Annotated in this window: 8 protein-coding genes; all 8 read right to left on the bottom strand. The window is 37.3% G+C overall.

Features of this window, described 5'->3' with window-relative positions; all coding sequences use genetic code 11:
• Positions 1-157: 157 nt before the first annotated feature.
• Positions 158-6,589, bottom strand: a complete 6,432-nt coding sequence (locus tag M9H69_RS07195) for a S8 family peptidase (RefSeq protein ID WP_250315230.1) — start codon at positions 6,587-6,589, stop codon at positions 158-160.
• 429 nt (positions 6,590-7,018) lie between these two features.
• A complete protein-coding gene (locus tag M9H69_RS07200; RefSeq protein ID WP_250315231.1) occupies positions 7,019-7,804 on the bottom strand; it encodes an ABC transporter permease in 786 nt (261 codons plus the stop codon).
• A gap of 1 nt (position 7,805) precedes the next feature.
• Positions 7,806-8,624, bottom strand: a complete 819-nt coding sequence (locus M9H69_RS07205; RefSeq protein ID WP_250315232.1) for an ABC transporter permease — start codon at positions 8,622-8,624, stop codon at positions 7,806-7,808.
• 1 nt (position 8,625) lies between these two features.
• The gene (locus tag M9H69_RS07210; protein ID WP_250315233.1) at positions 8,626-9,618 is read right to left on the bottom strand and encodes an ABC transporter ATP-binding protein; all 993 of its coding nucleotides are present in this window, start codon (positions 9,616-9,618) and stop codon (positions 8,626-8,628) included.
• 280 nt (positions 9,619-9,898) lie between these two features.
• Positions 9,899-10,780: a class II fructose-bisphosphate aldolase gene (locus tag M9H69_RS07215; protein WP_001019007.1), complete on the bottom strand. Its 882-nt coding sequence runs from the start codon at positions 10,778-10,780 to the stop codon at positions 9,899-9,901.
• A gap of 139 nt (positions 10,781-10,919) precedes the next feature.
• On the bottom strand, positions 10,920-12,248 hold the full coding sequence (gene vncS / locus M9H69_RS07220) for a sensor histidine kinase VncS (protein ID WP_250315234.1): 1,329 nt from the start codon (positions 12,246-12,248) through the stop codon (positions 10,920-10,922).
• Positions 12,245-12,901, bottom strand: coding sequence for a response regulator transcription factor VncR (gene vncR / locus M9H69_RS07225; protein ID WP_250315235.1), 657 nt, complete (start codon positions 12,899-12,901; stop codon positions 12,245-12,247). Before vncR ends, vncS begins: the two co-directional genes overlap by 4 nt.
• Positions 12,902-13,042: 141 nt before the next feature.
• Positions 13,043-14,422 carry an ABC transporter permease subunit Vex3 gene (vex3, locus tag M9H69_RS07230; protein ID WP_000902987.1) on the bottom strand — a complete coding sequence of 460 codons (1,380 nt, stop codon included), beginning with the start codon at positions 14,420-14,422 and terminating at the stop codon, positions 13,043-13,045.
• Between the last annotated feature and the right edge of the window lie 4 nt (positions 14,423-14,426).

Genomic DNA, 14,426 nt, shown 5'->3' on the forward strand with positions numbered 1-14,426 from the left:
CTGTCCTGAGACGAGGCTTTTACATATATCTCTTTAAAATCTCCCATTTTCATAGAAATCTAAATAATATATTTATAAATCAATACTTTCACAAAACTATGTCATCACCTCACTATCTAATCTCAGTACATAAACCATTTTTTCTATAGCTTTTGTCTTAATCTTTATTTTTCCTCTTCAATCCAAGAAAAGCTCCCACTATAAACATTATTCCAGCAGTTAATAGTGTCTGGGCTCCGCTTGCTGTTCCGGTTTTTGGCAACTCATTAGGATTTTTAATAGTTAATTTACTATTGATATTGGTATTTTTATTAGTTAAGTTCCCTTGTTCATTTAGATAAACGTTCTTGTTAATTTCAAAGTTTTTATCATTTTCATCAGAAACAATACTGTTGACATCATTAGTTGAATTAGATTGTGTTTTTTCTTTCTTTTTCGATACATCAAAAGTAGGTTTATTTTCCTCCTCCTTTTTCTCCTCTATTTTCTTGAATACAGGTTTTATAAAGGTATCTTTTGATAGATTAATAACATAGCCGGCGTCTTTTTTCCCTTCGAAACCAGAAATTTCCCAACCATCAAATTGGTATCCTTTTTCTAATTCACCCTTATAGACAGGTAAAATAAAATCTTCTTCCGACACTATCGTTGAACTCATTTCTTTTCCATTTTGAATGGTCACAGTTACCCTATGAGGTTTTAATTCACTTACCTCTCCCGTATCTTTGTTTAAAATAAATTCTTTTACTGTTGTATTTCTTGCAAAATCTTTTACAACAATCTTAATGTTTAGTGTCTTATCTGTTATTTGTTTAATATCATCAAATGATCTATATTCTTTTCCATTTACATAAATATGTTGTTCTTGAATCTCACCATCGAATCCATTATTTCTTTTATCATTGATGTTAAAGACTACAGATTTTCCATTAGCATATTCGATACTAGTATTTCCCTTAGGATCAATGCTTACTTCAGGTTTTACATTATCATATAAAAATTGATAGTGTACTCCAACCGCTTTCGCATTCAAATCGCTATAGCCAGTTTGAAGATAAACATTTCCATCCATATCTGTTACCTTATCTGGAAATCCGTTTGCTTTATAGTCTTTCATTCCCCAGTCCATGATGTCACCGTCTTTAACATTAAGCTTAATGTTAAAATCTCTAGTGTTATCAATGTGTAAATCTCCATAGATTAAATAATTATCTACAACCGATTCATTAACTCTCAACTCCCAGTTAAAACCACCCTTATCAGAAATCTTACCTCTTAAATAGAATTCTGGATTTCGTACATAAATTTTATTAGATTTAGATGGATTAAAGTAGTTCTTGTCCATTGAAAGATTTACTGGTTTTGCATCAATAAATAACGTAGAGCCATCTTCTTTTATAGCTTCTACATTGGACTTATCCTCTCCTGTGTACTCTTTACCATCCTTACCAAATAATACCAGTTTAGAAGAATCTGTCACAAGATTTCCATCTTTATCGATTGCTTCCCCTTTATCATTCATTTTAAATGTAAACACTTGATATCTTACAATGTTAAAGCCGTCCAAAGCCGACATTAATACTGATTGAGTACTTCTTCCATCTTCAACATTTCTACTATCAGCATAAATTGTTGTTTCTGATAAGACTCTTAGATTAGGATTGGCCTTTTGGATTTTTGCTATATCTTCCTTGTTATAGACTCCATTCCCTTCTAACATATCCGTTTTTCCAGGATTATAGGTAGTCACTTTTAGTGCATAGCCTTTTCTTAGAATGATGTTATCCTTTAACAGATATTGTTGTTTTTCTGAATCAGCATAGATTTTACCAGATTCCATTTCAGTTAAATTGTTTGGCTTGTTTTTTGAAAGATCTCCTTCTCCTAATTCTATTACATTCCCATAACTTGATGCATACGGATATTCTGTTTTAGTTTCCTTATTTTTTTCAGGCATTCTAATTTTAGTTTCAGCTTTTATCTGATCATCATCTTTAACAAAGAATCTCATATCTCCTGCAAAAGCTAATCCATCCACAATATCATTAGTATTAGCGTATAAATCAAATGTCATCGTTTTTGAGTGGGAATCATACTTGGTCGTTTTGATTTCTATAGATTTATAGTTATTGCCATAGTATACCTTGGCATTTTTAGAAACATTACTGATCTTTCCAAGAATTTCAAAGTGTCCATCTTTAGACGGGCTTAAAACACCATAAATTTTTGATTTGATTTCATCAAGTTTTTCAGTTTCATATTGTAAGGCACTACCATCGTCATAAGCAATGATATTTCCCTTATCATCGTATTTATAATCGTATTCCTCTATTCTCTTACCAGTTTCACTTGTAAAGTCATCAACTTCTCTAAATTTCTTTTTAATGAGTTTCTTTAAGTCTCTGCTTTCAAAATCTCTAATTGTTGAAATAGTTTTATGAATAGTCAAGCTAGATTTTTCTTCGGTAGCCTCTTCATTTTCTTGATGATGTTCTACTTCAGTTGTATCTTTTTTAAGACTATCCTCTTTTCTATTTTCTAAATTTTTAAATTTAGATTCGGAAATCTCGCCAAGCTTTTGGTATTTAGATGAATCCTGATCAGGATCTACTAGATAATAGGAAATCATCCCATTTTCATCAGCATGATCAGCAAATTTAATTCTATGAATCTTTGTGAAATTGCTAGAACCGTCTAATGCAATGACCTCGATAATTTTTCCTCTTAAATCTCCTGCACCTTTAATTTCATAAATGGTATTTCCGTCTTTGTCAAGTTTTCTATTTCTTCCTTGACCCTCACCTGCATAAGTTACTTCAAGATTTTTCTCAACCTCTCCATCTTCATTAACAAGAGCGGCGCCAGCATACCAAACTTCGTTGGAAATCTCGTCAAATTTTTCAGGATGTTCTTTTTGATCTCTCGCAAATAGCGTTTCATTCTTGTATTGCTCTTTGACCTTGTGATAAGTATCCTTTGTAATTAACTTAATTTTTTCAGGGTTTGAAAAATCAATTGAAACAATCTTTGGAGGTGTGTTATCAATTTTTACAGGAATATAAGAAACCTGCCATGGGTAATCCTTGGTTAATCTATATTTAAATTTATAGAAATATTGGCCTTCCGCAATCGGTTCAAATTGTCCTCGTATCTTAGTAGCAGGATCTTTTTTGTCATTACTTTCTGGGGCATTTTCTTCTCTACCTCTAGGGTTATAAATGAGTCCATCCCATTTCAAGTCACCCCAAACTTTTAGTTTAGATGATTTAATGCCCTTTGCATCATTTCTTTTAGAGTTTAAAATTCCTTTAATAAAGTGTTCTCTCGAAATGACTTTTAAGTCTCTTTGATTTTCTCCTTCTTTATTTGTATTTACTATTGAAATCACTCCTTCTTCTGCACTTCTTAATACAAGTGGAGAAGGCGTTAATCCTCTCTCAAGTTGAGCATCTTGAGGATTTCCATTTGAATCTAAAGGATAAATTTTAGCAATATTAGAACCACTTGATGACGGTGCGTTGATTCCTTCGTTATTGAAAGCAAATAATTCTGGATTTTGATCTAGGGATGTTATATTTTTATCTTTTCTATTTTGTATAACTCCTGCTGGATTAAATTTATCTATACCATGTTCTCCACCAATCCCTTTATTTAAGGTACCTGGAATTTTTGGTTTACCATCATCATCATAACCTTCCATCGCTTTTGATTTTGACCCTTCTTCCCAGGCCCATTTATCAAGGATTGGTTCGTGGTTCCAATTCCCTGCAAATCCCATTAGAGGCATCGATAAAGAAGGTTGGAAATTTATTTTCTTCCCGTTGGAGTTTAGAGCTTCCATTTCTTCCACTGACTCAAAATGAATAAATGATTCTACAAATTTATTTTTATTTTTTGCTTCTCCAACATTTATAACCGCATTTAAATCAAAGCTGGAATTTGGGCCTATAGTGAAAGTGTCATGCTCAAATGTGATATTTGCTCCTTTGACTTTTTCTGGGTGAATTTCTGGAACAATTTGCTTCCCGTCCGGAGATTTTTCATCTTTATATGTTTCATCGAGTTTTAGTCTATCAGTTAGAGCATCTGTAGTTACAGTTGATGCAGAAACTTTAAATGTTAAAGGTCTGTTTGAGGTATTGTGAAGCTTAATTGTAAAGTATTTTTTATCACCTTTTATTTCTTTAAGAGAAATGGAACCATATGAATTTACCAAACCTTTAGAATCTGTATTTTTGAAAGTTGCTACAACTTCATTTCTCAAAGCGTTGGCAACATTAATTAGTCCCGCTCCCTGCTGTCTAGGCGATGCAAAGTATTGACTCTTTTCTTTCCAAGAGGTTGCATCCATCATAGGTCTTGCAGTATTTTGTAGAGCTATTTTTGTAAGACTTGTAAGGTCTATTTTGTCATCTCCCTTAAGATTTTTCAAGACAGGTCTTTCAAGCAATTCCTTTAATTTTGGTCGAATCAAAACAGTAGAAGCTGCTACAATTGGAGCTGCCATGCTAGTTCCTGACATATAACCATAAGTAGATTTACCATTAATAACATTTAGAGTGGATTTAATATTTTTACCAGGTGCTGAAACATCCGGTTTTAAAAGCAAGTCTGTTCTTGGCCCCCAAGATGTAGACCCTGCTGGAACTATAATATCTTCTTTATAAAGTTCTTTGTCTGTGTCAGGTGCAAATTTAAAGTCAATTTCTTTTTCATCACCTACATTCGGTTTATTAGAATTATAGCTTTCCATATCAATTGGATAGTATTGTTCTAAGTTATCTTTAAAATCTTCCTTATTATTTCTTTTGACTTCAGTTTTTTTATCAGGGTTAATCATGTTCCATAATTTTACACCATCATCTCCTGAAATTGAAAATACTTGACTTTTAGTCCCTTCATCCGCTTCATATCCCATAGCTGGAAGGTCTGTCCAATTATCTCTATTGTAGTAATTTACAGTATTTACAACCATAATGGCACGTGCGCCTTTATCCGTAGCTCTTTTAAAAGCATCTTTTAAATCCTTGGTATAAATTCTATCCATTACTGCAATTTTGCCCTTAAGATCCAATCCTATCAAATCCTGATCTTGACCTTTGCCTATATATACAAATTTTAATTTATTTGGAGTTTTTGACCCATCCTCATTTGTCAGGATTTTATTTTTATCGAAAAAAGCCCCTATATTTCTGTATTTAAAACTTTGTCCTCCAATGTTAACCTTATCAAACTCAATGGTTTGATTTTTAGCAGAAGCAACGGCTATTGCATCTTCATGTGCGGCAGTTCGTGTTACATTTCCAGTATCTGTCATTTTCAGATTATTATTTGCTACTAAATCCCAAGAAGAACTTGAAGCAGAAGTCGCAAAGTTACCTGTAGCAACAACCATTGGGATTCCAGCTTTTCTTAATGCTCTAATAGCCTCCCAATATTTCTCGCCTACAAGACCTGTTCCCGTAAAGCCAGATGATACCGAAACAACATCAACATTGTGCTTAATCGAATCTTCAATAGCATGAAACATTGTTTCATCACCCGCAAACCCAGATCCTGCGTCAGAGTACATTTTATAAGAGAAAATTTGTGCATTAGGCGCAATTCCATCTATGCCATTAAAGTTCTTGATGTCTTTTTCAGTATCATTTCCAGCAAGAATCCCTGCAATATGCATCCCATGTGGGTCAAAATAATCCCTTCCATCATCATATTTTTCTACAGTGATTTTACCACCATTATAATAATTGAACGCATGAGGGATTTTATCACTCAACCAATAATTTTTATCAGTGCCTTTTAAGTCATCTTTTTTAAATTTCATTGAGTCTTTGGCATCATCATCGATTCTCATAGCCTTATGCCTATAATCTGTTCCAGTATCGATATTTGAAATGACCATACCTCTACCATCAAAATTTTTCCCGAATGGAGCATTAATAGACTTTAGGTAATCAATAGCTTCCTCAACTCCAATTTCCTTTCTGGCATGATTCATCATTGGTTGGAGTTTTTGTGATCGTTCAACCGACGAAACACCTTCTATTTGTTTAATTTTGTCCAAATTATCTGGAGTTGTTTCAATGGCGGTGCCATTAAAAATCGTATTATAGGTATATAAAACTTTTGTATCCTTAAGATTGGATAGTTCCTTAATTACTTTTTCTCCAGATTCTTTATCTTTAAATTCAGCAATATAGACAAGTTTATCTTCTTTTTTCGGATTTTCTGTATCTTTATTTACAAATGAGTCTGCATCATCTCCTTTGGATTGATTGGAGTCTTCTTTGATACTTGCTCCTTCGTTACTAGTTTTTTTGTCTATCTCAGACTTTCTACTAACAACTTCTTTTTCCTCAACAACTGTTGTCTTCTTCTCCTCAGTATCCTTTGAAGTTTCTATAACATTATGAATATCTTCAGATTGTTCATTGTTTTCTGTTTCTTTATCTGCTACTACTTTTTCTTTATCAGAAATTCTTAAAGCATCTTCAGAACTAGGTGCATCTGCTAAAATTGCCTCATTGGGGGCATATGCTGCTAGAATAACTGCAGCAGTAGTTAATGACAATACCGTACTTTTTTTCATTTTAATTCCTTAATTTTTTATTTTAAACCCAATAGATAGAAAACTTTAACCTTGCTAGCCTTTGTTATAAAAAGTTTTATGACGTATTATCTAGCGGGATAGAGTAGTACATTTATATATAATTGTTAGCTCTCTGAAAAATAGTATATCAATTAAAAAAATTTAAGTCAAGAAAAATTAACACGCATTAATTTATTTTTTAATGTACATTAAAAAATATAAACCCAAAACTTTTGTAGTTAACTGAAATACATTATCAGCACATTCACACCATCAAAAATAGTATCAATCAACTGGAATAATTACCAAAATCTCAAAAAGGGGTATGGATAGAATTTATGCCTTAATAAACATGCAAAAACAACCGCTATAATTTTCAACGGTTGTTTGTAACATATTTAATTTTCAACTCTCATCCTATTTTATATCTTAAGAACCCGCACTTTCGTAAGCGTCCAAGCCCCTGTCCCAGAGTTTTAGAGAAATAACAAAGAAAACAAGGGAAATCAAAATCAACCCACCAATGTTAAAGAGCCCGTCTTTGTCCTGCAAGAAATAGCTGGCAGGATAGTAGGCTGTAAAGGCGAAAGGTACGATAAAGCTAATTAACCAACGAAGGACCGAATTGTAAATGGAAATCGGATACTTGGCAAAGTCATTAAACATATAAAAAATGTAAATCATGGCGCCTGACTGCTTGGTCCAAAAAGCGATACTGGCAGTCGCGATTTTCAGGGAAGTATAGATCAAGGTCGCAAAAGGAATACAGACTAGAAAAATCAGGAATTTTGGAAGAGTCCAAGCAATGCTAGACACTGTGGTCGCTAACAAAATGCCACCGACCAATAGTTCGCCCAAGGCATCAATCTGAAAGGTCTCGACCAGAATGTGAAAGAGCGGATTGATAGGACGAGTCAGATACTTATCAAACTCTCCCTTTCGGACTAAGCGCTGCCCCAGTGCCCAGAGATTATCAAAAAAGAGATGGTCCAATCCCTTGGGAATCAAAGAAAATCCATAGATAAAGGCAATCTCTTGAAAGCTCCAACCTTCTAGGGATGGAATATGTTGAAAGATGACATTGAGAAACAAGAGGTTCAAGCCTTGGGTCAGGAAAACACCTAACACACCAACCACAAAATCAACCTTGTACTCCATGATTTGTTTGATGTATTGTCTGATAAAAATCAGATGCATGCGTTGATATTTTTTCATACTAACCTCCCTGAATGGTGATGAATGACTGGACTCGTTTCCAAATCAGCTGAGATAAGCCCATCATCACTAAGAGCCAGAAAAACTGTAGCAAGAGTGCCTGAAGAATCTGACTGGCATCGTATTTCCCAACAATGATCATGACTGGAGTGTAGATCAAAGATGAGAAAGGCAAGAAGGAGAGAATAGCTGAAACAATCTTTGGAAAGAAAGCCAAGGGAATCAAACTTCCAGACATAAAGGCCACTATGGAAGTCTTGAGTAGATTAGAGCCCCATAAATTTTTAAATACAAAGGCTGAAAATCCAAAGCAGATATTAAAGAAAAAGTTAATCAGATAAGCCAGAGTTAAGCTAAAAAGATAAAGGACAGGTAATCCCAGCACTTCTACCATCCCTTGCCCAGATAAGATTTTCATCAAGACAATCACACTCAAGAAAGGAAGTCCGACACTGACAAAAATCAACCACTTAGAGCCAAGCTCGGTGAAGAGATATGAGGCCGCAAAATGCACTGGTCTCAACAAGCGCATGATAATGGAACCATCCTTGACCTCCTCCCCAATCATAAAGGACGAATCTGACCTAGTCAGAAGATTAGTCACAAAACTCATGATGATGTAGAGGGTGATATCTGCCATACTAAAGTCTTGAATCAAGGACTCCTGTGAGGAATCAAAGACCGCCTTCCAGAGATAGAAAGCGACAAAGGCCCCCATGACATCGCCAATCCGATAAAGAATAAAGTTGACTCGATAGGTAATCAACTCCTGAACCCCTGCATTGATAAAGGGTTTATAACGTCTCCACAATTTGACCATCTTAGAGCTCCTTTCGGTAGAAGCGACGGATAATATCCTCAATATCCGTATCCATCATCTTCAAATCGCGAATCTCAAAATCAGACAGGGTTTGCTTGATAATATCAGCCGACTGGTAGCGGGAACTATCGAATTCAATATTGAGGCTATTTCCTTGTCTATCAATGGTCATATCAGGCAGGCCTTCATAGTGAGAAAGGAGATGACTTTGACCCGGTAGCAGTTCAAAGGAAAGTGTCTTCATCTTACCAAAGGTTTCCTTGAGCTGGCTAACCGTTCCATCAAAAATCTCCTGCCCCTTATCAATCATGAAAATCCGATCACAGAGCTGCTCAATATCACTCAGATCGTGAGTAGTCAAGAGAATGGTAGTCTCTTCCTCCTGATTGATCTGGGTAATAGCCCGACGAATGTTATCCTTGACCGACACATCCAAACCAATGGTCGGCTCATCTAAAAAGAGAACCTTGGGATTGTGGAGCAAGGAAGCTGCAATATCCGCCCGCATCCGTTGCCCAAGTGAAAGAGTTCGCACGGGGTCCTTGATAAATTCCTTCAAATCCAAGACTTCATTCAAAAAATCCATGCGTTTATGAAAGAGCGAGTCCGGCACATCGTATATCTCTTTCAAAACCGTGTAGGTCTCTTGCAGTGCCAAATCCCACCATAGCTGGGTGCGTTGTCCAAAGACAACCCCAATATCCTTGACATAGTCTTGGCGATTGTCCTGTGGAATCTTGCCATTAATCCGACAAAAACCAGATGTCGGTTTTAAAATTCCTGTCAGCATTTTGATAGTTGTCGACTTCCCAGCACCATTAGCTCCGATAAAGCCTAAAATTTGGCCTTTTGGAACTTCAAAGGTCAAATCTTTAACCGCTTTAAAGGTTTGCTTTTCAGGGTGAATAAAAGAGCGCAAAGCCCCCTTTAACCCCGGCTCCTTTACTGTCTTCACAAAATTTTTCTGAAGATGTTCCACTTCTATCATTGCCATAAATCTCTCCCTATAGCAAGGAATAGCAACATTGTATTTTTGACTACAAATATCTAAATCCTTACTTTCTACACCTTTTCAATATTATTACAGAAGGCTTTATACCAACCTATTATAGTCCAATAAAAACCAGAATGCAAGCGTTTGCCTATAGATTATGAAATTAGAGATTTCCCTCTTAAAATAATAGTTTTAATCAAAAATTCTGGTTTGATAATTTCCCTAGAACACCAAAAAAACCCACCCAATGGGCAGGTTCTGTATGTATTGTTCAGCTAGATTAAGCTTTACCTTCTGAACCGAATACGTCGATACGTTCTTCAACAGCTTCTGTAATTGCTTCGAAACCTGGTTTCAAGAATTTACGTGGGTCAAAGAGTTTCTTCTTATCGTATTCTGCTTCGTTTGCTTCGTATTCAGCAACAAATTTACGAGTTGCGTTAGCAAATGCGATTTGGCATTCAGTATTAACGTTAACTTTCGCAACACCAAGTTTGATAGCTGCTTGGATTTGGTCATCAGGAATACCTGAACCACCATGCAATACGATTGGGAAGCCTGGAACTGCTTCTGTCAATTTTTGCAAGTGATCAAGGTGAAGACCTTTCCAGTTTGCTGGGTAAGGACCGTGGATGTTACCGATACCAGCTGCCAAGAAGTCAATACCAGTTGCAACCATTGCTTTAGCATCTTCAATTGGAGCCAATTCGCCATCACCAATGATTCCGTCTTCTTCACCACCGATAGTACCAACTTCAGCTTCTACTGATACGCCGTTTGCATGGGCAAATTCTACAACTTTACGAGCTTTTTCAAGGTTTTCTTCAACTGGAAGGTGTGAACCGTCAAACATAACTGAAGTATAACCAACTCGGATACATTCAAGTGCATCTTCATAATGACCATGGTCAAGGTGAATAGCAACTGGTACAGTAATTCCCATTGATTCTACAAGGTTTTCGATGAGAAGTTTACATACTTTGTAACCACCCATGTATTTAGCAGCACCCATTGAAGTTTGGATCAAAACTGGAGCTTTTTTAGCTTCTGCTGCACGCAGGATAGCTTGAGTCCACTCAAGGTTGTTTGTGTTAAATCCACCAACTGCATAACCGTTGTCACGAGCTGCTTGGACAAATTTTTCTGCTGAAACGATTGCCATTTGTCAGGCCTCCTATATATTTTTTGGGACATCCCATTTACATTGTTCATTTTATCACTTTTTGACAAAAAAAGCTAGTTTTTCCCATACTTTAGATTGAATTTCTTCCAACTCAATCAATGTAAACCCTTTCTTTCCCTTAGTCTTGATCGACTTTAGGATAAGACATGAAGAAGGTCAAACGATCATCTTGCATCTCAAAATGATAAGGTAATTTCTCGTGTTCTAATAAACTTTTGACCACAAAGAGCCCCATTCCTGAACCCTTGGCCTTGCGACTAGCATTTTCAGAAAAAGACTGGGCCAGTTTTTCTTGTTCTTCAGAACTACAGCTATTCTCGATAAAGAGTTCTCCTTCTCTCTCCCCGATGCGAACCAGACCACCTGGAGTAGAGTGCTTGATAGCATTGCTGATGAGATTCGATAGGATTAGTTTCATGACAGATGGGTTTATATAAGCCTGCTGATGAGTTAGGCTAATTTCTACATGAAGTTCTCTCTCCTTGGCGAGCAAAGCATAATCTGTGACCAGACTTTGCGTCATCTGAAGGAGCTCAACCTCTTCTTTCTCGTCTCGCAATTCCTGCACAGAAGAAAGAGACAATATCTGGAGAACGTGGTGACTGAGGTCATCCACAATCCCCAAGGCAACTCCAAGATAGTGGTCTCTATCCTTATAACGACCGATATTTTCTTTCATATTTTCGATTAGGATTTTGAGACTAGCCAGAGGTGTTTTCAATTCATGAGAAGCCCCTCGTAGAAATTCGACCTTCATCTTCTCCAGCTGGAGAATAGCTTCATTTTTCTCATGCAAGTCCGCAATAACAGTCAGAAGATGCTGGTAAAGGCTATTGATTTGTTCCTTGAGATCACCTATCTCATCCTTAGAATCCACGCGCAAACGTACTTGATCATCCAGATCCATCATCCGACGGGTCACCCGCTTGATTTCCAAAATCGGGGCAACAATGGTCCGAGCATAGATATAGGCTACCAAGAGGGAAATCAGAAAGGATGCCAACAAGGTATAGGGGAGAAACTGAAGACTAATCTGCTCTGCTTCCTTTTGCAAATCCATGGACGCTAGAAACTGGAGAGTCATAGTTCCACCATCTTGCGTTTTTACCTCGCGTTCTTCAATGAAGAGTGAAGTTGTCTGACGAGCTGTATCTAATGGAAAATTATCCTTAACCTCTAACTTGTCCTCAGTCATCTCACCCTTAACAGATCCTTTGATATCACTGGTCTGGGAATACAAGTCTAACACTTGCTCAATACTCTGCCTATCCTTTCCGTCAAGGGACTGGGCAATGGCTGTCGCTTTCTGGCCAATGGTTTCCTGACGATGACTTAGATAAGTTGATGGAAAGAGAAAATAAATGGCTAAATGAAGACAAATAACCAGAACACTAAAAATCGAGAAGGTGTAGATAAATATTTTAGTAAATAGACCTGTTCGTTTCATTTTCGCTCCAATTTATAACCAACATTGCGCACAGTGAGGATACAATCCAAGTCTAGTTTTTTCCGCAGTTCTTTGATATAGACATCAATAACACGGTCAAAGGGGACCTCATCTGTCGCCTTCCAGACAGCATCGATAATCTGAGAACGAGTCAAGGCCCGTCCTTCATTTTTCACCAGATAGTCCAAAATTTCCAGCTCTTTAGCATTGATAGCGACTTCCCCACCTGCTAGGCTTGCACTGTAGCTCTCAAAGTCCACCTTGGTATCCTTATAGGAGAAGATTCGTCCCGTATCGTAATAGCGCTTGAAAATCGCGTCCACCCTCACTTTTAAGAGGGAGAGGGAGAAGGGTTTTTCCAGATATCCGTCTGCCAGAGAAGCAAAAGCACTCATCTTGTATTCCTCATCCTGAAAGGCAGTCAACATCAAAACAGGAACCTGACTGGTTTTACGAATATCAGCTAGAACTTCTAAACCATTTAGTTTAGGCATCTGGATATCCAGCAGTACTAGAGCAACCTCATAGCTGGAAAATTTTTCCAGAGCCTCCTGACCATCTGCTGCTTCAATGGTTTCATAACCACAATCCGTCAAATAGTCACTGATCCCCTCACGGATCATCTCCTCATCTTCTACAATTAAAATTTTCATAGAAAAAACGTTTCACATTCCTTTAAATTTCTTGTTAATCTTTCTATTTTACCTTGATAAGACCTCTTCCTATCAAGGCAAAATAGATAAAAATGCTACCTATATTATACCCCATTTAGGGGAGAATAGGTAGCAAGTTTTTTATTCGCTATCGAGCAAGAGTTCTTTTGGTTGTTTTCTAAGGAGATTGCTTGAAGCAAGTGCCATAACAAGAACGACTAGAACTAAAGCAAGGACAAAGACGATGATAAAGTCTGATGTCTGAATGGAAATGTCTAGGCTCGACAAGGTCTTGCTAAAGCCATCTACTTCAGCACCTCCACCAAGGTTAGAAGCCTGTGCTGCCTTACTTGCTTGCTTGGCAACACCTGAAGTAACATTGGCAAGGACGGTGTTTCCGATTGCACGAGCTGTATAGTTGGCTAGGAAGTAAGCAGAAACGAGAGCAGGGATGGCAATCAGGATAGATTCGGTGATGAATTGCCCCAAGATACTTGCCTGCTTGAGACCGATAGAGAGGAGAATTCCCACTTCCTTGCGACGGGCGTTGATCCAAAGACTGAGCAAGAGTGCAAGGAGAAGGACTGAGAAGCTCAAGCTACCCCAGAAGAGAAGATTGGCCATCTTGTACATACCAGAGATGGATTGCTCTAGAGCTGGGTAGTTAGAGGAGCTCTTCACAAGTGTGTAGCTCTTCCAGTTAATACCACTGATACCATTCAACTCTTTCATGACGTCATCCAAGTTCTTGTCTGCTGTTACAAAGAAGGTTGCGTCCCCATAAATAGCTGTATCTTCTGTGTATCCATAAAGTTTTGCAGCAGTGTGAATGTCTGTGATAGCTGTGTTTTCATAGAGTTCTTGTGAATAGGTTACTGCCGACTTATTGTGACCATCAAAGAGTCCCTTGATTGTCACTTCAACTGTTTCCTTGGCTCCTTTTTCATTGTCTGCATCATAGATATTGGAGTCCAATTTGACCTTATCTCCGACTTTCCAACCGTGTTTAGCTGCCAAGTCCTTATGCATGAGAATCTTGTCTTTGTCATCGTTGGTTAGGTGCTCACCTTCAACCAGCTTATATGAGCCAGAGACAAACTTATCTTCTTTAGAGGAGTCATTGACACCTGTAATCATCAAACTGCTTCCAAACCGTTTGGCACGATCTGCAGTGAGATTTTTCTTGGTTTCTGGCGTTTCGATAAGGTCATATCCAGTCAAATCTCCGATAGCGTTGATACGTTTAACATAAGACTCGATGGCCTTATTTTCAGTGATTTTTTTGATATCCTCACCCTTGATATTCCCAGCACCACGTGGCGTTCCTTGATTGACGCGACGATTGATTTGCATGGAGAAGCTATTGGTGATATTTTTAAAGGTCTCCTGAGAAGCCTTGGCAGTAGCTCCTTTGATCGACAAGCCGACCAAACTCAAGCTCGCCATGAGGAGAATAATCAGGAAGATAACAATCGATTTGAAAAACTTCCTTGTAACATAGGCAAATGCGTTGTGTAACATAGGT

Source organism: Streptococcus oralis, from assembly GCF_023611505.1.
Classification (GTDB): domain Bacteria; phylum Bacillota; class Bacilli; order Lactobacillales; family Streptococcaceae; genus Streptococcus; species Streptococcus oralis_CT.

Bases quoted from the DNA above. Each gene is read 5' to 3' on its own strand.
- M9H69_RS07195 (WP_250315230.1), bottom strand. From the start codon at position 6,589: ATGAAAAAAAGTACGGTATTGTCATTAACTACTGCTGCAGTTATTCTA.
- M9H69_RS07200 (WP_250315231.1), bottom strand. From the start codon at position 7,804: ATGAAAAAATATCAACGCATGCATCTGATTTTTATCAGACAATACATC.
- M9H69_RS07205 (WP_250315232.1), bottom strand. From the start codon at position 8,624: ATGGTCAAATTGTGGAGACGTTATAAACCCTTTATCAATGCAGGGGTT.
- M9H69_RS07210 (WP_250315233.1), bottom strand. From the start codon at position 9,618: ATGGCAATGATAGAAGTGGAACATCTTCAGAAAAATTTTGTGAAGACA.
- M9H69_RS07215 (WP_001019007.1), bottom strand. From the start codon at position 10,780: ATGGCAATCGTTTCAGCAGAAAAATTTGTCCAAGCAGCTCGTGACAAC.
- vncS (WP_250315234.1), bottom strand. From the start codon at position 12,248: ATGAAACGAACAGGTCTATTTACTAAAATATTTATCTACACCTTCTCG.
- vncR (WP_250315235.1), bottom strand. From the start codon at position 12,901: ATGAAAATTTTAATTGTAGAAGATGAGGAGATGATCCGTGAGGGGATC.
- vex3 (WP_000902987.1), bottom strand. From the start codon at position 14,422: ATGTTACACAACGCATTTGCCTATGTTACAAGGAAGTTTTTCAAATCG.